Origin of the sequence: Oribacterium sp. oral taxon 078 str. F0262, from assembly GCF_000160135.1 — a bacterium.
Lineage (GTDB): Bacteria > Bacillota > Clostridia > Lachnospirales > Lachnospiraceae > Oribacterium.
In genome coordinates this window covers 418,708-439,163 of record NZ_GG729934.1, presented here as the reverse complement: position 1 = coordinate 439,163, position 20,456 = coordinate 418,708, and the positions used below count along the sequence as shown (strand labels likewise).

Annotated in this window: 16 protein-coding genes and 1 pseudogene; all 17 read left to right on the top strand. The window is 56.3% G+C overall.

The annotated features are described in order from the left end of the window. The first annotated feature begins 8 nt into the window (after positions 1-8). Complete coding sequence (mutL, locus tag GCWU000341_RS05750; protein WP_009214872.1) at positions 9-2,036, top strand: DNA mismatch repair endonuclease MutL; 2,028 nt, start codon at positions 9-11, stop codon at positions 2,034-2,036. An 85-nt stretch (positions 2,037-2,121) separates the two neighbouring features. Continuing rightward, a complete protein-coding gene (miaA, locus tag GCWU000341_RS05745; protein WP_009214871.1) occupies positions 2,122-3,087 on the top strand; it encodes a tRNA (adenosine(37)-N6)-dimethylallyltransferase MiaA in 966 nt (321 codons plus the stop codon). Continuing rightward, positions 3,051-4,331: a methionine gamma-lyase family protein gene (locus tag GCWU000341_RS05740; protein WP_040653502.1), complete on the top strand. Its 1,281-nt coding sequence runs from the start codon at positions 3,051-3,053 to the stop codon at positions 4,329-4,331. The genes miaA and GCWU000341_RS05740 overlap by 37 nt, the downstream gene beginning before the upstream one ends. A gap of 56 nt (positions 4,332-4,387) precedes the next feature. Beyond that, entirely contained in the window at positions 4,388-5,086 is a 699-nt protein-coding gene (radC, locus tag GCWU000341_RS05735; protein WP_009214869.1) for a RadC family protein, read from the top strand. Beyond that, a pseudogene (gene mreC, locus GCWU000341_RS05730) lies at positions 5,086-5,904 on the top strand (rod shape-determining protein MreC); the annotation flags it as partial. The gene radC and the pseudogene mreC, both read left to right, overlap by 1 nt. 233 nt (positions 5,905-6,137) lie before the next feature. After that, positions 6,138-6,680, top strand: coding sequence for a rod shape-determining protein MreD (gene mreD / locus GCWU000341_RS05725; protein ID WP_009214867.1), 543 nt, complete (start codon positions 6,138-6,140; stop codon positions 6,678-6,680). A 9-nt stretch (positions 6,681-6,689) separates the two neighbouring features. Next, positions 6,690-9,560 carry a penicillin-binding transpeptidase domain-containing protein gene (locus GCWU000341_RS05720; protein ID WP_009214866.1) on the top strand — a complete coding sequence of 957 codons (2,871 nt, stop codon included), beginning with the start codon at positions 6,690-6,692 and terminating at the stop codon, positions 9,558-9,560. Positions 9,561-9,859: 299 nt separating this feature from the next. After that, positions 9,860-10,993 carry an FtsW/RodA/SpoVE family cell cycle protein gene (locus GCWU000341_RS05710; RefSeq protein WP_009214864.1) on the top strand — a complete coding sequence of 378 codons (1,134 nt, stop codon included), beginning with the start codon at positions 9,860-9,862 and terminating at the stop codon, positions 10,991-10,993. Positions 10,994-11,008: 15 nt separating this feature from the next. Further along, positions 11,009-11,398, top strand: coding sequence for a methylglyoxal synthase (mgsA, locus tag GCWU000341_RS05705; protein WP_009214863.1), 390 nt, complete (start codon positions 11,009-11,011; stop codon positions 11,396-11,398). A gap of 19 nt (positions 11,399-11,417) precedes the next feature. Continuing rightward, entirely contained in the window at positions 11,418-12,422 is a 1,005-nt protein-coding gene (locus GCWU000341_RS05700) for a D-alanyl-D-alanine carboxypeptidase family protein (RefSeq protein ID WP_009214862.1), read from the top strand. A 133-nt stretch (positions 12,423-12,555) separates the two neighbouring features. Continuing rightward, positions 12,556-12,975: a hypothetical protein gene (locus GCWU000341_RS05695; protein WP_009214860.1), complete on the top strand. Its 420-nt coding sequence runs from the start codon at positions 12,556-12,558 to the stop codon at positions 12,973-12,975. An 8-nt stretch (positions 12,976-12,983) separates the two neighbouring features. Further along, the gene (locus GCWU000341_RS05690) at positions 12,984-14,393 is read left to right on the top strand and encodes an HlyD family efflux transporter periplasmic adaptor subunit (RefSeq protein WP_009214859.1); all 1,410 of its coding nucleotides are present in this window, start codon (positions 12,984-12,986) and stop codon (positions 14,391-14,393) included. A gap of 218 nt (positions 14,394-14,611) precedes the next feature. Further along, positions 14,612-15,115, top strand: coding sequence for a cell division protein SepF (locus tag GCWU000341_RS13750; RefSeq protein ID WP_009214858.1), 504 nt, complete (start codon positions 14,612-14,614; stop codon positions 15,113-15,115). Positions 15,116-15,186: 71 nt separating this feature from the next. After that, positions 15,187-16,278 carry a 3-dehydroquinate synthase gene (gene aroB, locus GCWU000341_RS05680; protein WP_009214857.1) on the top strand — a complete coding sequence of 364 codons (1,092 nt, stop codon included), beginning with the start codon at positions 15,187-15,189 and terminating at the stop codon, positions 16,276-16,278. A 39-nt stretch (positions 16,279-16,317) separates the two neighbouring features. Then, on the top strand, positions 16,318-16,827 hold the full coding sequence (gene lspA, locus GCWU000341_RS05675) for a signal peptidase II (RefSeq protein WP_009214856.1): 510 nt from the start codon (positions 16,318-16,320) through the stop codon (positions 16,825-16,827). Beyond that, entirely contained in the window at positions 16,824-17,750 is a 927-nt protein-coding gene (locus GCWU000341_RS05670; protein ID WP_009214855.1) for an RluA family pseudouridine synthase, read from the top strand. Before lspA ends, GCWU000341_RS05670 begins: the two co-directional genes overlap by 4 nt. Then, complete coding sequence (locus tag GCWU000341_RS12615; RefSeq protein WP_009214854.1) at positions 17,747-20,263, top strand: C40 family peptidase; 2,517 nt, start codon at positions 17,747-17,749, stop codon at positions 20,261-20,263. Before GCWU000341_RS05670 ends, GCWU000341_RS12615 begins: the two co-directional genes overlap by 4 nt. Positions 20,264-20,456: the final 193 nt, after the last annotated feature.

Genomic DNA, 20,456 nt, shown 5'->3' with positions numbered 1-20,456 from the left:
CAGGATGAATGGAAGAGGCTGTCCAACGCCGGATCGGAGGCAGCCTCAGGGAGAAGCTTCCGGAGGACCCGGAGATGGGAGAGAAGGTGAAGATCAGGATTCTTAGCGAGGAGACGATCAATCAGATCGCAGCGGGGGAAGTGATCGAGCGCCCCTCCAGCATCGCGAAGGAGCTTCTGGAAAACGCGGTGGACGCAGGGGCGTCCGCGGTCTCTGTGGAGATCAGGGACGGGGGAATTTCCCTTCTCCGGGTCACGGACAATGGCTCCGGGATCGCGAAGGGGGAGGTGCGGACCGCCTTTCTCCGGCATGCGACCAGCAAGATTCGGGATGCGTCGGACCTCGGCCGGATCCGGACGCTCGGCTTTCGGGGAGAGGCACTTGCCTCCATCGCCGCGGTCTCAAAGACAGAGCTTATCACGAAGACTCCGGACTCGCTTCTCGCCTCCCGCTACGAGATCGAGGGAGGTGTCGAGCGTTCGCTCTCGGAGATCGGGGCGATGGACGGAACGACGGTCCTGGTCCGGGAGCTTTTCTACAATGTGCCCGCGAGGCGGAAGTTCCTGAAATCCCGGAAGACAGAAGGGGCGAGGGTGCAGGAAATCGTCGAAAGGGAGGCCATCGCCCACCCGGACATCGCGTTTCGATATCTCCAGGACGGAAAGCAGCGCTTTGTGAGCTTTGGGAAGGGGGCTCCATTAGATGCGGTCTATGCGGTCTACGGGAGAGAACTGAGGGGGCAGCTGATCCCGCTCTCCGGCTCTTATCTTCCGTCGAAAGAGACGGGGAGACCCGCGCTCCGTATCAGCGGCTTCGTCGGGAAGCCGAGCACGAACCGCTCGAATCGAAGCTGTGAGCTTTTCTTCGTAAACTGCCGCCATGTCCGAAGCCCTCTCTTAACGAGGGCGCTGGAGGATGGCTGCCGCGCTTTCCTTATGCAGCATAAATTTCCCTTTGCGGTTGTGATGCTCGAGCTGGATCCCGCGATTGTGGATGTCAATGTGCACCCGCAGAAGCTGGAGGTCCGCTTCTCCGATGGGGAGGGGATCTATACTGCGGTATTTGACGCGATCGAGCGGGCACTCCATGAGACGGAGATGATCGCGGATGGCGAGCCTCCAAAGAGGGAGGATCCGGAGGAGAGGGGGCCAAGCCCTGCGCCGGAGCCCTTTGAGAGAAGGAGGCTGGAAATGACGCCCTCCTTTTCGCAGGGAGAGCGCGGGGAGGAGAGCTCTTCCGCGCCCTTTAAGGAGAAGGAAGGCTACCGCAGGGCGGAGGATTTCGTCCCGGGAAATATCCGGGAGAATCCCAGCTTTTCGGAGCAAAGAGAGCAAAGAGAAGAGGAAGAAGGCGAGGGGGAAAGAGAAGGGGAGAATGCGGAAGAGAAATCCCGCTCGGAGGCTCTGTCCGGGAAGCAGGAGAGCCTCTTTTCGGAGCGCTTCCTCTCGGAGAAAGCAAGGACAGAGCAGCGCATCATAGGGCAGCTCTTCGATACCTATTGGCTCATCGAATACGGGGATAAGCTCTTCCTCATTGATCAGCACGCTGCACACGAGAAGGTGAATTTTGAGCGCCTGATGAAGCGCTTTCGGGAGAAGAAAGCGCTTTCGCAGTATCTCTCCCCGCCGATCGTCCTGACGCTTTCCTCTCGGGAGGAGCTGATCCTTCAGAGATATCTGAGCTATTTCCGTGAGCTTGGCTATGAGATCAGCGAGCTTGGGGGCAGGGATTACTCCGTCTCCGCGGTTCCGGCGGATCTTCCCCGGATCGGGAAAAAGGAGCTCCTTTTGGAGCTTTTGGACGAGCTTTGCGAGGAGAGCGGAAGACATACTGCGGAATCCATCTATGACAGAATCGCCTCCATGTCCTGCAAGGCGGCCGTGAAGGGGAATATGCGCTTAAGCTTCCGGGAGATGGATGCGCTTCTCTCCGAGCTTATGAGTCTGGAAAATCCCTACGCCTGTCCCCACGGAAGACCGACGATCGTCTCCATCAGCAAAACGGAAATCGAAAGAAAATTCAAGAGGATTCTATAGGGAAAAGTCAAAGGAGAATTCGAGAGAATCCCAGGGAGAGGTCCGAAAAGGCAGCGTCTGATCGGGGATTTCAGGAGGAGAATCTATGTCTTGGAAGGAGGCAAAGCGCCCTCTCATCATCATCTCCGGGCCGACCGCGGTGGGGAAGACCGCGGTCTCCGTGGAGCTTTCCCGGAGGCTTTTTGGAGAGTGCGTTTCCGCGGACTCCGTGCAGCTCTACCGGGGGCTCGACATCGGCTCCGCAAAGGCAGGAGAAGAGGAGCGGGGAGGGGTGCCGCATCATCTGATCGATGTGCTCGATCCCTCAGAGCGCTGCGATGCCCCCCGCTTTCAGGAGATGGCGGAGGAGGCGATCGACGGGATTTATCGTCGGGGACATCTCCCGATCCTTGTCGGCGGCGCCGGATTCTACATTCAGGCTCTGCTCTACGGGATCGACTTTCGGGAGGAAAGAGAATCGGAGAAGGAGAGGATCCGGGAGCGCCTCGAAAGAGAATCGGAGAGCGAGGAGGGGAGAGAGAGACTTTACGAAAGACTCAGGGAGCTGGATCCGGAGTCCTGCCGGAAGATTCACCCCCACAATGTGAAGCGCCTGATCCGGGCGCTCGAATTTTTTGAGCTCCATCATTTTCCGATTTCCCGCCACAATGAAGAGGAGCGGGGGAGAAGGGCGCAGTACGACGCGCTCTATTTCGTCCTGACAAGGGAGAGGGAGAAGCTCTATGAGAGGATCGATGAGAGGGTCGATGAGATGATGAATCGGGGCCTTTTGGAGGAGGTGAAGGGGCTCCTCCTCTCGGGGTGCAGGCGGAGCGATCCGGCTATGCAGGGGATCGGCTACCGCGAGCTCACTTCTTTCCTCTCCGGGGAGGGGAGTCTGGAGGAGGCGGTCTCCGAGATCAAGAGGAATTCGAGGAAGTATGCGAAGCGGCAGCTCACCTGGTTTCGGAGGGAGAAGGCGGCGGAGTGGATCGAGATCTCGAAATTTGGCGAAGAGAAGGGGAAGATCACGGAATGGATAATCAAACGATGTACCGAGCACTGGGGATAGGGAGAGAGGTCTATGAATTTTCGAGACCGGTTCTCGACTCGCTCTCCGAGAGATTTCTCGCGATCGACGAGATCGCGGAGTTCAATCAGCTGAAGGTGCTGAAGGCGATGCAGGACGCCGGTGTGGCCGAGGCGCACCTCATGGGGACGAACGGCTACGGCTACTCCGACATCGGGAGGGATGCTCTGGAGAAGACCTATGCCGGGATCTTCGGGACGGAGGATGCCCTTGTGAGATCCCAGATCATCTGCGGGACCCATGCCCTTGCGCTCTCGCTTCAGGCGAATCTACGGCCGGGGGATGAGATCCTCTCTCCCGTCGGGAAGCCCTATGATACTCTGGAGGAGGTGATCGGGATCCGGAAGTCCAGGGGCTCTTTATCGGAGTTTGGGATCAGCTACCGGGAGGTCCCGCTGAATCCGGACGGGAGCTTTCGCTATGAGGAGATTCGATCGGCGATCCACGAGCGGACCAGGCTCGCCGAGATCCAGCGCTCAAAGGGCTACTCCTCCAGGGAGAGCCTGAGCCCCGAGAAGATCGGGGAGCTGATCCGCTTCCTAAAATCCGTCAAGCCGGATCTCCTCTGCCTTGTGGATAATTGCTATGGGGAGTTTGTCTGCCGGGAGGAGCCGAGCGAGTACGGAGCGGACATGCTTGTCGGCTCCCTCATCAAAAATCCCGGCGGGGGACTTGCGCCGGTCGGCGGCTATATCGCGGGGACGAAGGACTGCATCGAAAACTGCGCGGTCCGACTCAGCGCCCCGGGGCTCGGGAAGGAGGTTGGGCCGTCTCTTGGCTTAAACCGCGCCTTCTTTCAGGGCATCTTCCTCGCCCCGTCCATTACGGCCTCGGCGGAGAAAGCGGCGATCTTCGCAGCCTCCCTCTATGAAAGGCTGGGCTTTCCTTGTCACCCAAGGGCGGAGTCCGGGAGAAACGATATCATACAGGCGATCCGGCTCGGAAGCCCGGAGGCGGTTCTCGCCTTCTGCCAGGGGATTCAGGCCGCATCCCCGGTGGATTCCTTTGTGACGCCGGAGCCGTGGGAGATGCCGGGCTATGATGCACCGGTCATCATGGCGGCGGGGGCCTTCATCCAGGGCTCCAGCATCGAGCTCTCCGCGGATGCCCCGATGAAGGAGCCCTACAATGTCTACTTCCAGGGCGGCCTCACCTGGCCTCACGCAAAGTTCGGCATTATCCTGTCCGTTCAGAAGCTCTGGGAGAAGGGACTTGTGAAGCTTTAGGCCCTATGCTAAAATAATAAGACTGTAGGCTCCCCTCCGTCCGGACGGGAGAGAAAATGAAAAATTTCAGGCTTATGAGAGAGCAGAGTCCGGAAGAGCTCCCCAGGGAAAAGTGTATCCGCGAGGGCGCATCGTCTCTCACGGACGCAGAGCTTCTGGCTGTTTTGCTCCGAACCGGGACGAAAGAGAAGTCCGTGCTCGAGCTTTCGGAGGAGCTCCTCTCGAGGGAGGAGAACTTCGACGGACTGGTCGCGCTGACACATCTCGATCCGGCGGAGCTCAGAAAGCTGCGCGGCATCGGGGTCTCTAAGGCCGCGGAGCTCTCCGCAGTGGGGGAGATCGCGCGCCGCATCTGGAACCGGAAGATGCGGGTCAGAAGGCTCTCCTTTCACCGGGGGAGGGATGTCTACGACTACTTCAAGGAGGATCTCCGCTATCTGGACCACGAGGTCATCCACATCCTTTACCTGGATAATCAGCTGCAGCTCATCCGAGATGTGCAGCTTTCGCGGGGGACCTGCAGCAGCAGCGCGATTTCTCCCAGGGATATCTTCCGGGAGGCGCTTCGAAACGGCGGAGTCTCCATCATTATGGTCCACAATCACCCAAGCGGCGTCCCGGAACCCTCCGAGGAGGATCGGAGCTTTACCGCGGAGCTCTTCCGCCTGGGACAGTGCCTCGGCATCCCCCTGATCGATCACATCATCATGGGAGACAATGCATATTACAGCTTTAAGGAGCAGGGCGGGATTTAGTGGAAAACCGAAAGAGTAAATATGTCTTTATCGTTTTGAGCGTATTCTGTGTCATGATGATCGTCCTCTCCTCCGTAAAGGACGGCCTCATGAATCCGATCCGGAACACGATAGGCTATGTCCTGGTTCCCCTGCAGGAGGGGGTGAACCGCGTCGGCTTCGGGATTTACGATCAGCTCCGGGAGCGAAAGAGCCTTAAGGAGCAGGAGGAGCAGAACAAGTCCCTTCAGGAGAAGATCGATGTATTGACGGAGGAGAACAATGTTCTGAAGCAAAACTCCGAGGAGCTGAAGAAGCTCCGAGAGCTCTATTCTCTGGATCAGAACTACCTCCAGTATCACAAGGTGGCGGCGCGGGTCATCGCGAAGGACTCGGAGAACTGGTTTCAGGTCTTTCGAATCGATAAGGGCTCCCGGGACGGCATCCGCGTGGATCAGAATGTCATGGCCAACGGGGGACTCGTCGGAATCGTGACGGATGTGGGCTTAAATTATGCCACCGTCCGCTCCATCATCGACGATGAATCCCGCGTCTCCTGTATGGGAATCCAGACCAGCGACAACTGCATCGTAGCCGGAGACCTGAAGCTCTATGAGGAGGGGAGGCTTCGGATCACCAATATGAAGAAGGACGCGGTCATCCAGGACGGGGACCGCATCGTCACCTCGAACATCTCCTCGAAGTTCATGCCCGGGATTCTGGTGGGCTATGCAATCGGGATCGAGGAGGATGAGAAGCGCCTGATGAAAAACGGCTATCTCATCCCCGCGGCGGATTTCAACGATCTGAGTGCGGTCCTCGTGATCACCGATGTGAAGTCCGACCAGTTTCAGACAAAGGACAGCTCGGGGGCAGAGCCGGCGGCACTGTCCGAGACGAATCCGGAGAGCAGCGCGGGAAGCTCCGCGGCAGAGGGAGAAAATGTCCCTGTCGTAGAGGCGGGGAGTCTGCCGGAGAGCAGCAGCTCGGAGGGCAGCGAGACTTCGTCCGGGGAGAGCGCGGAGAGCTCTGCCCCGCAATAAGGCATAAGGGGGCGCCCGTTCGGAAGGAGATGGGAGAGACGATTCGATTGAAGGGAAAATTTTCCAAAAAACTGAAGAACAGGAGAGTGCGTCTTCTGATCCATGCACTCTCTTTGATTTTTGCCTTTTTGATCCAGACCAGCGTCTTTCCTCTGATCCCCTTTCTCGCGGAAAGCCCCAACCTTCTCCTGGTGCTTACCTTTTCCTTCGGCTTTTTGCACGGGAATCTGCCGGGGATGCTCTATGGGCTCTTCGCGGGGCTTTTGATGGATATGTTCTACTCGGGGCCCTTTGGCTTCTACAGCTTTATCTTTCTTCTGATCGGATATTTCAACGGCTTCTTCAATCGCTTTTACTACGAAGAATATCTGACGCTTCCGATCTTCCTCTGTGTCTTCAGCGAGCTGATCTATCACATCTACATCTATACCTTTCGCTTTTTGGTCCGGGCGAGGCTGGACCTTCCCTACTACTTTGCACACATTATTTTTCCATCGACCGTATTTTCCCTGATCGTGACGGTCTTTCTGTACCGTTTCTTCTTCTCGGCAAACCGAAGGATGGCAGATTAAGGAGAGAGAATGCTTAAAGAAATATGGGGACTCCTGAAGGAAGCGGCGGGGAGAATCCTGGTCTCCCGGCTTTTTGCGCTGGCACTTGTTTTTGCCGCGCTGTTTTACATCCTCACCATACAGCTTTTTCAGCTTCAGATCATTCACGGGGAGGAATTCCTCGCGAAGTATCAGGATAAGACGCTCAGGACCGTGACCACGGTCGGAACCCGCGGGAATATCTATGACAAGGACGGAAAGCTCCTCGCCTACAATGAAATCCAGTACAATATCACGATCGAGGACAACGGAAGCTACGGAAGAGGCTCGGAGGGGATCAATCGGAGAAATCTCATGCTCTACCGCCTGGCGGAGATCATCGAGAAGTACAAGTACTCTGTGAAGAGCCAGTACAAGCTGAAGCTCGCTTCTGACGGCGTCCTGGAATTTGGTACCTCGGGGGACTCCGACAAGAGGCAGCTGATCGCGAATATCACGAGGAAGAAGGCCGAGAATCTGACGGAGGCGGATCTCAATATGACGGCGGAGCAGCTTTTTCAAAAGTCGAAGCAGCTCTACCAGTTCGATAAGCTCCGGGATGAAAAGGGGAAGGGGATTGAGCTTTCGAAGCAGACGGCCCTTGATATGATCGGAATCATCTATACGATGCGGCTCACCGCCTATCAGCGCTATATGAAGACGACAATCGCGGAAAACGTTTCCCGGGAATGCATGGCCGAGATCCTGGAATCGAAGGGATCGCTTCTCGGGGTGGATATCGAGAATGTCGCGGTCCGGAAGTATAATTACGCCCCCTACCTCTCCCATATCGTCGGTTACACCGGACAGCTCCAGGAGAGTCAGCTTGCGGAGCTTCGGAAGCAGGACCCGGACTATGCGGCGAACGACATCGTCGGGGTATGGGGGCTCGAGAAAAGCGAGGAGAATGTTCTGAAGGGGAAGAAGGGAAAGCGGGAGATGTATCTCAATTCCGTCGGCTCCATCCTTCAGATCGTATCGGAGACCGACGCCAAGTCCGGAAATGATATCTATACGACGATCTCCGCAAATGATCAGATCTCGATCTACCACCTCTTAGAGCAGGAGCTCGCCGGTATCCTGAGCTCGAAGATCTCGGAGAGCGATAATGTCGATACGAGAAATGTGAAGCAGTCGCAGATCATGATCCCGCTCCGGGATGCGTATTTTCAGCTGATCAACAACAATGTCCTGCACAGGGAGCATTTCACGGCGGATGATGCGGGGATGGCGGAGCAGCAGATCATCAGCCGCTTCCGGGAGAATAAGGAGCAGGTTCTTTCCGCCATCGAGGCACAGCTTGCGGACGGGAGGGCCGGCACGCTCTCGGAGCTCCCCCAGGATATGCAGGCCTATATCGTATACATCTATGACTATCTGTGCAGCTCGGACTCCGGCATCATTGACCCGGAGAACCCGCATTACCGGCAGTCGCAGAGCTACAGCGCATGGAAGGAGGACCGGATCTCCCTCCATAACTTCATCCTGAACGGGATCGAGGAATCCTGGATCGATACCTCAAAGCTTGAGCTCTCGGCGGAGTATTCCGACACGGAGAGCATCTTCTCCCTTTTTACGAAAAAGATTGCGGAGCATCTCAGGGAGGACCCGGACTTTGACAAGCTCCTCTATAAATACGCCATCGCGAACCGGAGGATCCCCGGAAATCTCCTTTTGATGGCGATGTTCGAGCAGGGAGTGCTCGCGGAGGACGACGCGGCCTATCAGCAGCTTGCGGCGGGAGATCCGCACTTTGCCTACAGCTTTTTGATCGACAAGATCAAAAGGCTGCAGATCACTCCGGCGCAGCTGGCTCTGGACCCCTGCTACGGCTCCGTCGTCGTGACGGATGTGAGGACGGGAAAGGTCCGGGCGCTCGTCACCTATCCCGGCTTTGACAATAACCGGATCTCCGATCCGGAATACCTGAAGAAGTGCAATGAGGACCTCTCCCTGCCTCTTCTCAACTGCTCGACACAGACACAGCTTGCGCCCGGCTCCTCCTTTAAGCCGATCACATCGGTCGCGTCCTTGGAGGAGAAGGTCATAGATCTTTCCACGGTGATCGACTGTACCGGAAAGTATGATCTCGTGACACCGAATATCCGCTGCTGGATCTACCCCTCGCACCACGGAAATGAGACGCTCGTGGACGGCATCAAGAATTCCTGCAACTTCTTCTTCGCGGATCTCGGGCACAGGCTTGCGACGGACAGCTCGGGGAACTACGACTCCGACCTCGGCATGAGCCGGATCCAAAAGTATGCGAGCCTCTTCGGCCTGGACCGAAAGACAGGGCTTGAGCTCGATGAGGCGGAGCCCAGGATTTCCGACTACGACCCGGAGCGTTCCGCGATGGGACAGGGTAACCATGCCTTCAATAATGCGCAGCTGTCCCGCTATATCACGGCGGTCGCAAACGGGGGCCTTCTCTTCCGGCTCTCCATCATCGACAGAGTCCAGTCCCCCTCCGGAGATTCGGTCCAGAAGGTGGAGCCTGAGCTTCTGGACCGGCTCAGCATCAGCCAGAATACCTGGAGCGCGGTGCACAGGGGACTGAGGGAGGTCATCACGGACGGCGTCGCGAAAAATGTATTTATGGGGCAGAACATCACGGTAGCCGGAAAGACCGGTACCGCACAGGAGAGAGAGGATCGCGGAAACCACGCCGTATTCGTCTCCTATGCGCCATATGAGGACCCGCAGATCAGCGTCACGGTCACGATCCCCTACGGCTACTCCTCGGGAAACGCGGCAAACCTCGCAAACATGGTCTACGACTACTGCTTCGGAAAAACCACGATGGACCAGATCCTCGCGCAAGACGCCTCCTCCATCTCCTCCGTAAACGTCAGCGATTAAGCCCTGCCGCGCGCCGAGGGGAAGAAGCACATTTATGTGCGGATTCCCATCGGCATGCGGCAGGCAAACGGGGATGAGGAAAGAAGCGGAGCGAGAGAAGGAGCGAAGCGATATCCGAATCCCCGGTGCGGATTGCGGGAGCGCCAATGGTGCGGAGCAATCCGCGGCTTCATCGCGGAAGGGTCTGAGAGTAAGAGAGCGCGCCGAGGGGAAGAAGCACATTTATGTGCGGATTCCCATCGGCATGCGGCAGGCAAGTTACATCCCTGTGCGGCAGCCAGACAAGGAGCAGAATACGAATGAAATTTGACTATGATTTCAGAAATTATGATTTCCGGCTGATCCTTTACATGATCATTTTGAATGTCACCGGCGTCTTCGTGGTCCGCTCGGCAATCAATGCGGACAGCTTTCAGGATCCGCAGGTGGCCCGGCAGATCATGGGAGCCTTCGCGGGGCTTGCGATGTGCATCGGGCTCTCTCTCGTGGATTACCGAAAGATCACGCAGCGCTCGAAATTCATCTATATCTTCTGCGTCCTGCTTTTGATCGGCGTGAAGATCTACGGCACCGCCGCGGGACACGGCGCGACGAGGTGGGTGAGGGTGCCGGTGCTTGGTCAGGTCCAGCCGGCGGAATTTGTCAAGGTAGGGCTCATCCTCTTTTTTGCGGATTATTTTCAGAAGATGAAGGATGAGATCAACTTTCCGCACGTCCTGGCCCTTGCCTTTCTCTACTTTCTCATCCCGGCGTCACTGGTGCTTTTACAGCCGAATCTCTCCACGACGATCATCATGACGGTCATCGTGGCCTGCATGGTTTTTGCCTCTCCGATCCATATCCGCTGGATCGCGGGGGTGCTCATCGTTTCGCTTTTGTTCGGCCTCCTTCTCTACTATCTTTTCCGATCTGGACTCTACGACAAAATCCCCCTCCTCCGCGGCTATCAGGCGGAGCGCATCCTGACCTTTATGAATCCTTCGGAGAACCAGCAGGGATATAACCAGCAGCAGAACTCGATCATGGCCATCGGCTCCGGACTTTTGAAGGGGAAGGGTCTTTTCAATCATTCCATCTTTTCTGTGAAAAATGGCGATTTTTTATCAGAACAAGACAATGATTTTATCTTTGCCGTGATCGGAGAAGAGCTCGGCTTCCGAGGTTCCGTAATAATTATCATATTCTTCTTGTTGATTGTGCTGGAATGTCTTATAATAGCATCAAAGGCTAAAAATCTGAGCGGGCGCCTGATCTGCGTGGGCGTCATGGCATGGATCGGTTTTCAGACATATACTAACATCGCGGTTGCAACCGGTCTCTTTCCCAACACCGGCATTACCCTGCCGTTTTTTTCCAGGGGAGTAAGCTCCCTTCTCTCAGTTTACCTGGGTCTTGGGATAGTCTTGAATGTCGCCTTACAACGAAAAACATGATAGGAGGGGTGAAAGATGAACGTAGGACTGATAGCACACGATTCCAAGAAAAAACTCATGCAGAACTTCTGCATCGCATATCGAGGGATTTTGAGTAAGCACGAGCTCTATGCCACGGGAACGACGGGGATTTTGGTGGAGGAGGTCACGAACCTGAAGCTCCACAAGTTTCTCCCGGGGGAGACGGGGGGAGCGAGGCAGCTGGCCTCCCAGATCGAGCAGGGGAATCTCGACATGGTGATCTTTCTCCGGGATCCGCTCCATGTAAAGGAACATGAGCCGGAGGTAAGCCATATCGTGCGGCTCTGTGACATCTACAATATCCCGATCGCGACGAATCTCGCGACGGCGGAGCTTCTGATCCACGCTCTCGAGAGAGGGGATCTGGAGTGGAGGAATATCTGATCGATAGGACTGAATCGGGATGAAATCAATTTTATACGGCGGCAAGTGGAGGAGGCTTTCAGTTTTTCTGCCTCTGATTTTTGTGGTTTTTTTGGGATCTGCCTGCGGGAGGAAGCTGGAAAAGGCCTACAGCTTTGAGCAGGCGGAGCAGAGGATGAACGCCCAGAGCGGTTCCGGAGAGGGGGTCCGGGCGAAGCCCTTCGCGAATTCTCTCGCAGTCATGGGGAATACGGACTTTAACGCGGAGGAGCTCAGCTCCCCGGCATTTTTGCTGGCGGATTATTCGACGAAGGAGAAGCCGGAGCCTCTGGCCTACCGAAATCCCTACGCGAGGACCTACCAGGCGAGTATCACCAAGGTCATGACGGCCCTGGTCTGTCTGGAGACCGTGCAGGACTTAAACCAGGAGTTCACGGTGACGCAGCGCTCGATGATCCGGGACGAGGGCTCTTCCTCCGCACTTTTAAAGGTCGGGGACCGGCTGCGGATCGAGGATCTTCTCTACGGAATGCTCCTGCCCTCCGGGAATGACGCGGCGGTAGCGGTCGCAGAGGCGAGCGCCGGCTCGGTGGAGGCCTTCGTGAAAAAGATGAATGAGACGGCTCTCCGCCTCGGCCTCACGGGGACCCATTTTGTGAATCCGAACGGCCTTCCGAGCGATGATCATTATACGACAGCTTACGACATCTATCTCCTTCTCGCCGAGGCGATGAAGTACGAGGAGTTTCGGAAGATTGTGGGGAGCACGAGCTATACCGTGAACTACAGGGATAAAAACAATGTCCCGAAGACCCAGATCTGGAAGGGCTCCAACCAGTTCATGACGGGGGAGAGGGAGACGCCGGAGGATCTCAAGGTCCTGGGGGGAAAGACGGGGACCACGAAGAAGGCGGGCTACTGTCTCACGATGGACACGGAGAGGATCAGCACGCAGAAGGAGTATATCTCCGTCGTGATGAAGGACGACTCCAAGGATGAGCTCTACAGTGATATGACGAAGCTCCTGAAAAGAATCCCGGCCTAGAGGAGGAGCTTGGAGGCGGTGCGGAAAATTGCTTGAAATCGCTTCTTCCGTATTATATGATTTATGAGAGGGAATTTCGGAAGGCTTGATTCCGAGATCCATACAAGGATGGCCATCAGGAGGAGGTAGTATCATGGTACAGTTAATTGTAGGACAAAGAGGCAAGGGCAAGACGAAGCAGCTGTTGGACCGCGCCAATACGGTGGTGAAGGAGGCCGGCGGAAATGTGGATTTCCTGGACAAATCCGCCCAGCACATGTATGAGCTGAACAACAGAATCCGTCTTATCAATGTCAATGAATTCCCTGTGGACTCCGAGGACGCTTTCATCGGATTCATCAGCGGCATTATCTCCCAGGACCATGATCTTGAGTATATGTTCCTCGACAGCTTCCTGAAGCTCTCCGGACTGGAGGGGAGGGACATCTCCGGCTGTATCGCGAAGCTTGAAGCGCTCGGCGAGAAGTACAAGCTCACCTTTGTGATCAGTATCTCCATGGGCATCGATGAGCTCCCTGAGAGCCTGAAGAAGAATGTTGCGGTTTCTCTCTGATTTTTAAGATGGCCCCTGAAAAGCAGGTATTTGAGGAAAACAGAAAACGCCGCTTTCAACCTAATGTAGGGACAGTGATCTTTCTGATCATCTTTCTCTACATTATTTTTAGCGCCTATGGCATGCTCCGGGGAAACAGGATCAGCTTTTATGAGGTGAAGGAGGGGAGCATCGTCCAGGAGAACGGCTTTAGCGGCATCATACTCCGGGAGGAGCAGACCGTCGATGCCCCGGGGGGAGGGCATATCCACTTTTTCGCCCAGGAGGGGAGGAGAGTGGGAGTCGGGGACGAGATCTTCGGAATCGATGATACCGGGGAGTTCACGAAATACCTCGGAGAGCACCCGGAGCTCGGCAGCAATCTGAGCAGCGAGCAGCTGGAGGATCTCCAGTCCCGCCTCTCCGCCTTTTCCGCGCATTTTCAGAATCAGCGCTTCTCCTCTCTCTACGAGATCAAGAACTCTCTGGACACCGCGGCGCTCCGCTACTCCGGACTGGGGGAGGAAAAGGAGCTGGACAGCAAGCTGGAGGAGCTCGGAATCCGTCTGATTCGGGGGAAGGCCCCGGCGGCCGGTGTCGTCTCCTACAGCGTCGACGGCTACGAGGGACTGCGGGAGGGGGACATACGGGAGGAGCTCTTTCAGAAGGCGGGCTATGAGGAGTACTTCATTAAGCCCGGGGCTCTCCTGCAGCTGGACCGCTCGAAGGCGGCCTGCCGCCTCGTCACAAGCTCGGACTGGAGCATCGTCTTTCCGCTCACGGAGGAGCAGAGGACCCGCTATCAGGATCAAAAAAGGGTGAAGCTCTTTTTCCCGGGGAAGGAGCTGGAGACCAGCGCAGATCTCACTCTCTTTACGGGAGCCGATTCTCGGGTCTACGGCAGGGTGAAGATGAGCGAGCTGATGGAGGACTTCCTCAACGAACGCTTCCTGAATTTCCGCATCGTATCCAGCGAGAACCGGGGGCTGAAGATCCCTCTGAGCGCCGTGGTGGATCAGGAATTTTACCAGATCCCGAAGGACTACCTGGTGCAGAATGAGAAGGGGGAGGACGGCTTCCTTAAGATCGGCCAGGTAAACGGACAGAATACTGCGCAGTTTGTCGCGGAGGAGCCGGCGGTGAGCGATGAACAGTTTTGCTATCTGAGGACAGGCGGGGACGCGGAAAAGGACGGGATCAAGCAGGGAGATCTGCTTTCCAGGAGCGACGGAAAGCAAAGTCTCACTGTCGCAAAGACCAAGGTCCTTCAGGGAGTCTACAATATCAATAAGGGCTACTGCATCTTTCGGCAGATCATTCCTCTGGAGAGCGGGACGGACTATTTGATCGCCGAGGCGAATATGGAAAATAGCGTTTCCGTCTATGATCACATTATTTTAAATGCTTCCCTCGTGAAAGATGGACAGCTTGTGTATTGAGCGAAAAGCGCTTCTTACGATTTTTGTTCGATTTTCGTATTTTTCCGGAAAAGCCAGGAAAGCGGCATTTCCGCGACTTGACAAGACGCTCAAATGGTTTAGAATAGGTTTCACTACTACCGATCCTGCCAAGATGAGGAAGCGGGGGTGAGAGATAGTCCTCATCCGAAAAATAAAAACGGAGGGGAGATCCTCCCGATAAACTTGGAGAACAGAGTATGAGTTTTTTTAGCAACGTGATGAAGGCGTTCAAGATGCCCCAGGAGGATGCCGCTCAGGACGATGGTAATTATTTTGACGATGAAGAGGGTCAGTTCTATGATGATCCTCAGGATGGGAGCTCCTACGGCGGCGGAGGCGGAAGCGGCAGGGGGGGCGGTGGTTTCGGCGGTTTTTTCGGCGGAGGCAGGAAGAATCAGCCGGAGGACACGGAGCCCTATATGGAAGTGACCATGATCAAGCCGAAGTCCATGGAGGATTCCAGTGAGATCTGCGATTATCTTCTGGAGGGCACCGCTGTAGTGCTCAATATGGAACAGCTGGATCTGGAGCTTGCCCAGAGGATCATCGATTTTACTTCCGGCGCATCCTACGCACTCAACGGAAACTTGCAAAAGATTTCCAACTTCATCTTCATCGCTACCCCGCAGAATGTAGAGCTGTCCGGAGACTTCCAGAACATGCTCTCGTCCGGGAACGCTGATCTGAACGTCCGAGGATAAGGCAGGAACTAAACTTAGTCAGGCAGAGGCGTATCCTTTGGGGTATGCCTTTTTCAATTCCGGGGGTTTCCATGAGAAAGCTGGAGCTGTGCTGTGGAGGAAAAAAGAGCTACGAGATCTGGATCGAGAAGGACTTTTCGGCCCTTTGGGAGGCGCTTCGTCCGCTCTCCCCGGAGGGGAGGAAGGCCGTCATCGTGACGGATGAGAATGTCGCGCCCCTCTATCTTTCGGAGCTTTTATCCCTCTTAAGGGAGTGCTTCCCTGCATTGGACAGCCTGGTTCTTCCCGCCGGGGAGGAGAATAAGACGCTTTCTGCCGTATCGAGAATCTACGAGAGGGCGGTGGAGGACGGCATAGAGCGGGGAGACTTCTTTCTCGCGCTCGGCGGCGGAGTCGTCGGGGATATCACGGGCTTTGCCGCGGCGACCTATCTGAGAGGGATCCGCTTTCTCCAGATCCCGACGACGCTGCTCGCCCAGGTGGATTCCGCGATCGGCGGGAAGACGGGAGTGGACTTCCGGGGCTATAAAAATATGGTGGGGGCCTTCCATATGCCCTCCCTCGTCTACAGTCCGATGTCTGTCCTCCGGAGTCTGGATGAAAGGCAGTACGCCTCCGGGCTTGGAGAGGTCATGAAGCACGCTTTGATCCGGGACCGGGATTATTATGACTTTTTGATCCGGGAGAGAGAGGGGATCCTCCTCCGGGACGAAGAGATCCTGGCGGAGACCGTCTACCGGAGCGACCGCATCAAGAAGGAGATCGTGGAGGAGGACCCCAGGGAGGAAGGCATCCGAAGGCTCCTTAATTTCGGGCATACCCTGGGACATGCGATCGAGAGCTGCTCTGACTTTCAGTACAGCCACGGGCAGTGCGTCGCCTTCGGATCTCTCCTTGCGGAGAGGATCTCCGCTGCCCTGAGCCCGGAGGAGGAGAGAGAGCTTATGGACTGGATGGAGGCGGTCGGGCTTTCCGTCAAGCTCCGCAGGATGGATATCGGAGAGATCCTCTCCTCCGTAAAAAAGGACAAGAAGATGGACGGGGGAAGGATTCGCTTCATACTGCTTCTCCGGATCGGGGAAGCCTATATTGAGAACGGACTCAGCGAAGAGAGAATGAGGGAAGCCCTTCTCTCTTTGATGGGAGAGGGATCCTCTCTCTGAGGCATTCCCGGAAAAACTCGTCTTTAAGAAAGGAAAAGCATGCTTTTAAAGAAAAAGGGAATTTCTTTTTCCCTCATGGCGCTTCTTTTGATCGCACTGGATCAGCTCACGAAGGGACTTGCGAAAAGCAGCCTTTCTTCCGGGAGAGAGATCCCGATTCTCCCGCATGTGCTGGAGCTTCTCTATGTGCAGAATGAGGGGGCGGCTTTCGGCGTCCTGAGCGGTCAGAGGATGCTTTTTTTCATCATCACCGTCCTGGTGCTCTCTGTGATTGTCTGCCTGATTCGGCGTCTTCCCGAAAAAAGACGTTATTTTCCTCTATTTCTGAGCTCCCTCCTCATCTTTTCCGGAGCCATCGGAAACTTTATCGACCGCATGAGAAACGGATATGTGGTCGATTTCATCTATTTCATGCCGATCAATTTCCCGGTCTTTAATGTCGCGGACATCTACGTCACGAGCGGCTGCGCGCTCATGATCTATCTCTTCCTTTTCGTCTACAGAGATGAGGACTTTCATTTTCTGAGAAGAAAGAAAGGGGGAAAATGACGGGGACGGAAAGCATCAGGGTGGAGGCGGAGTGCGCCGGGGAGCGGCTGGACCGCTATCTTTCCAAACGCCCGGAGCTTTCTCTGAGCAGAAGCTATGCGGAGCGCCTGATCGGGGAGGGAAGAGTGCTCCTGGACGGGCAGGCCGAAAAGCCGTCCAAGAGGCTGCGCGGGGGAGAGCAGATCTCCATCTGCTTCCCGGAGGAAAAGCCGACGGAGATCCGAGCAGAGGAGATTCCCCTGGACATTGTCTATGAGGACAGCGAGCTCTTGCTCGTCAATAAGCCAAAGGGAATGGTGGTGCACCCCGCGCCGGGACACAGCGGCGGGACACTGGTCAATGCACTGCTCGGGCGCCCGGGTCCGGAGCTTTCCTCCATCAACGGCGTGCTTCGTCCCGGGATCGTTCACCGGATCGACAGGGATACGACGGGACTTCTCCTGGTATGCAAGAAGGACAGAGCGCACCGCGCCCTGGCGGAGCAGCTCAAGGAGCATACGATCACGAGGCGCTACCATGCGATTCTATGCGGGAGAATGCGGGAGGATGAAGGGAAGGTGGATGCCCCGATCGGGCGGAGCCGGAGGGATCGGAAGAAGCAGGCGATCGACTGGGAGAGAGGGCGAGAAGCCGTGACGCATTACAGGGTGCTGGAGCGCTTTTCGGAATACACACTGGTCGAATGCCGCCTGGAGACGGGAAGAACGCATCAGATCCGCGTTCACATGGCGAGCATAGGGCATCCTGTGCTGGGGGACGAGGTCTATGGCCCGAGGCACTGCCCCTTCCGCCTGGAGGGACAGTGTCTCCATGCGAAGCTGCTCGGCTTCGTCCATCCTGTGAGCGGAAAATATATGGAATTTGATTCGGAATATCCGGCTTATTTTGAGGAGCTCTTGCAAAAGCTCAGGAGGATGTCATGAGTCTGGGAAAGTGGAATAAGGGGGAAAAGCTTTGGCGCATTCTTCGAAGTCAGAGGACGATGGCGGCTCTGATGAGTGCCTTCGGGCTTCTCTCCGGCCTTTTTTCCAGGGCCTATCCGCCGATTTCCGCTTCCCCCGCATCCCCTTCGTTTTCCTCGGAGGGGGAGGCAGAGCTTCCGCCGGAGAGCTCGGCCGCGGAGGAGACGGCGGGAGAGCCCGCCCCGGAGGACCCCGGCTTTCAGGCCGCGATGGACAAGCTGAATCTCGCCTATCTCTACCCGGAGGGGGCGGATCAGTCGGATGTTCTGAACTCCTATGCGGGGAAGGTCTACCGAAAGCTTATGACCGAGGATTCCCGCTATATTGCGGAGATCTATGAGCTCGCCGGCATCAGTCCGCTCAACATGGCAAAGCGGCTCTCCATCCCAAGCGGAAGGGTGCTCGGAAAATACAATCCGACGGCAGGGCAGAACCGGGATAAGCCGGACAGCTGGTTTGTGCCGAATTTTAAGAATGTGAATTTCAGCTTTTATGACGGAGACGGGAACCGGGTGAATGAATTCTCCAATGTGAAGGATATCATGGCCCTTGCGAGTGTCTACTGCTACCAGCACGATTACCGGGATTATCAGAGCTTTGAGAGAATCTGCAATGAGCTCTATGAGAAGTCGCGCTCCTACAAGGTATCCATCGGGGCAGTATACTATGACAAGGGCTGCATCCACCGCTCCGCCAAAGAGGAGGGGGAGGAAGCCGAGCAGGATGCCGCGAGGGATGCGGAGGAGAGGAAGAAGCTCAGGAACGCGACGGAGAGGGCAGAGGGAGTCTCCGGAGCGCAGTCCGAATCGGGGGAGGCGTCGGAGTATGAGTCCACTTCGGATTCCCAGAGCAGGCCGACGCTTGGCTCCGAGGAGATTATCTCGAAGGACGGACAGGAGTACAGAGTTCAGTTCGGAGAGACGGATGCGGAGGGGCGAAGATCGATCCACTTCCTCCCGAATAACGGAGGCTCCTCCTCCGCTGCAGGATCGGAGAGCGCGCAGTCGGGAGATATGAAATCGAGCTCGGAGTCCGGGAGCGGAAGCGGTACCTCCTCCGCAGCTTCTCCCGAAAGCACGGGGAAACTGAATTCCGAGAGCCGCTCTCAAAGCGCCGCAAAGGATGGGGGGAACGGAGCGGAGAGCTCTTCCTCTTCCTCTCCATCGTCAAAGGCAGAGAGCTCCTCCGCCGCGAAGCCATCCAGCTCCGCCGCAAAGACAGAGAGCGCAAGCTCCGGAGCCGGGAAGTCAGGGACGACAGAAAATGATGTCATGGTGCTTGGCATGGGCGGGGCCGTGAGACTCTCCGCGCGGGGAGGTCTTCCGAAGGCCCGCTCTCTTCTCTGCAGCGGGGAGGGGAAAAGAGGGAAAGAGTCGAAGGTCCGCCTTATGGCGGAGAGTCAGACCCAGAGCTCGGAGAGCACAAAGCAGGAGGAAGGCTCGAAGCAGACAGAGAGCACAAGGCAGACGGAGAGCGCAAAGCAGACAGAAAGCGCAAAGCAGACAGAAAGCGCGAGGCAGACGGAGAGCACAAAGCAGGAGGAGGGCTCGAAGCAGACAGAGAGCACAAAGCAGACAGAGAGCTCGAAGCAGACGGAAAGTACAAAGCAGACAGAGGGCTCCAAACAGGCGGAGAGCGCAAGAGGGGCGGAGAGCAGGAAGGCGCCGGAGAGCGAGCGCACTTCCTCCGGGGCAAAGAGTGAAACGCCGGCGACGGATGATCCGAACAGCAAAAACTACTGTCCGGGCCATGTGGATCTCTATGTGAGCGTGACCATACGCGGCTTCTCCGATAAGAACGGCCTCAGGAGCATTGATATTTCCGCAGATGACGCGATGGAAAAGTCGGACCGGGAAAACGCTTCTCCCGCCTGGCAGGGCTGGAGCGAGGAGGAGATCGGCGCCGCGGAGAAAATGATCGCGGAGGACTGGTATCAAAGCTATGGGCTCAGCATCTCCACCCTTGATCCGAAGGCGCCGCTCACCGGGGAGGAGATCTCCTCCTATCTCTCCAAGCTTCCGGATACGGTGAGTGACAGGAGGAAAGCTTTGATCAGGACGGCTCTCGATTCTGTCGGGAAGATCCCCTATTACTGGGGGGGCAAGGCCTCCTGCCAGGGCTTTGAGGGGAATCACTTCGGCGCTCCGGTCGGAGCCGATTACCGCGGGAGAATTCTCCGGGGGCTGGACTGCTCCGGCTGGGTGCAGTGGGTCTACTGGACAGCGCTCGGCATGGATCTAAATCGTGTCTCCAGCACCTCAGAGCTTGTCGGGATGGGGACAAAGATCAACCGCTCGGATCTCATGCCCGGGGACATCATCATCCGGACCGGGGCAGACAGCCATGTTGTCATGTTCCTGGAGTGGAGCAAGAACGGCAATATGATCGCGATACATGAAAATTCCACGGGAAACAATGTCTCCGTCGGAGAGGTCAGCGCGAACTATCCCTACTACCGAAGGCTCGTGGACTAAGCCAGAGAAACGGCAGGGCGGAATGCTGCAGCCCGATAAGTGAAATTTTGTGAAGGACTAAAATCCGCCGGACCCTCTCGGAGTGGAAATAAGCTTCAGGATAGAGCGGGAACTAAAATTTCAGAAAGGGATTGACAGAGAAGGGGATCGTTGCTATGTTATAACGGTATGCCGCTTAGCGAGGTTCAAGCAG